This is a genomic window from Pararcticibacter amylolyticus (assembly GCF_003130405.1).
Taxonomy (GTDB): domain Bacteria; phylum Bacteroidota; class Bacteroidia; order Sphingobacteriales; family Sphingobacteriaceae; genus Arcticibacter; species Arcticibacter amylolyticus.
Map to the genome: position 1 here is coordinate 85,013 of NZ_QEAS01000004.1, position 1,622 is coordinate 86,634.

The following is a 1,622-nucleotide window of genomic DNA, read 5'->3' on the forward strand; positions in this document are numbered from 1 at the left end:
AGTAAGTAGGGGAGGCTAATAAAAAAAGTTACAAGCGAAGGTTAGCTCGAATAGCTTCTTATCACTTGTAACTTTTTTTATTAGCCAGAAGGTTAAGCTCCTGGCGGGTACTTATAACTTACTACTTATAACTTACTTATAAGCAGCTTCACTCCATCTCAGCTCGTTCTTTAGCTGGTAGAGGGTGGTTTCTTTGCCGATCCTGACAAATTCGATACCTGCCATTTCGGAGAAATCCTGCATGTGCTCAGAAGTAAGGTTCTGGCTGTAGCAGGTGTGGTGTGCACCACCGGCAAGAATCCAGGCGGCACATCCGGTCTTCATATCAGGGTATGGTTTCCAGAGGACGCGGGCTACCGGTAATTTCGGCAGATCGTGCTGAGGTGCTACGGCTTCTACTTCGTTTACGAGGAGGCGGAAGCGGTTGCCCATATCGATGATGGATGCGTTGATGGCAGGGCCTGCGGCAACGTTGAATACCAGGCGCACAGGATCTGCTTTGCCGCCGATGCCTAAGGGGTGAATTTCGCAGGCAGGTTTTCCATCTGCTATTGATTCACAAATTTCAAGCATGTGGGAGCCGAGAACCAGAGGATTGGATGGATCGAAATGGTAGGTATAATCTTCCATGAAGGCATTACCTCCTTTAAGTCCGCTTCCCATTACTTTCATGGCACGCACCAGGGCTGCAGTCTTCCAGTCACCTTCACCCGCAAAGCCGTAGCCCTGGTTCATAAGGCGCTGTGCTGCAATCCCTGGCAACTGTACCATTCCATGCAAGTCTTCAAATGTATCAGAGAATCCTTTAAAGCCCCCGTCCTGAAGGAATGTCTTCAGGCCAAGCTCAATTCTGGCAGCATCACGGAGTGATGAATATTGTGCACCGCCTTTTCTGAGAGCTTCTACAACAGCATATCTTTCTTCGTATTCAGCTGTAAGAGTATCCACTTCGCCGTCGCTGATCTGGTTGATTACAGAAACGAGGTCTCCGATTCCGTGAGTATTTACAGAAAAACCGAATTTCAGTTCTGCCTCTACTTTATCGCCGTCAGTGACCGCAACGAAACGCATGTTGTCGCCGAAACGAACAAACCTTGCTCCCTGCCAGTCATACCAGCCTGCAGCAGCGCGGGTCCATGCGTTGATCTCTTCCAGGACACCTGTGTCTTTCCAGTGGCCTACCACTACCTTACGTTCAATGCGCAGTCTCGACATGATGAATCCGAATTCGCGGTCGCCATGAGCACTCTGGTTAAGGTTCATGAAATCCATATCGATCGTGCTCCATGGAATGTCACGGTTGAACTGGGTGTGTAAGTGGAGGATGGGTTTTTGAAGAACTTTCAGCCCGTTGATCCACATCTTAGCAGGGGAGAAGGTGTGCATCCATGCGATCACTCCAATACAGTTTTCGGCAACGTTAGCCTGCTGGCAGATAGTAGTGATCTCTTCTGTACTTTTAACAGTTGGCTTAAAAACAACGCGTACCGGAATATTCTCTGCTCCGTTAAGGAAAGACGCGATTTCCTGAGAATGTTCAGCAACTTGTCTGAGGGTTTCTTCCCCGTATAAATGCTGGCTGCCTGTAACAAACCAGACTTCGAATTTTTTTAGATCTAACA

General features: G+C 48.3%; 1 protein-coding gene. It reads right to left on the reverse strand.

Annotated features, from left to right (window positions below; genetic code table 11):
* Positions 1-132: 132 nt before the first annotated feature.
* Positions 133-1,622, reverse strand: a 1,490-nt coding sequence (araA, locus tag DDR33_RS06240) for an L-arabinose isomerase (protein WP_109414916.1), incomplete at its 5' end; no start/stop codon positions are given.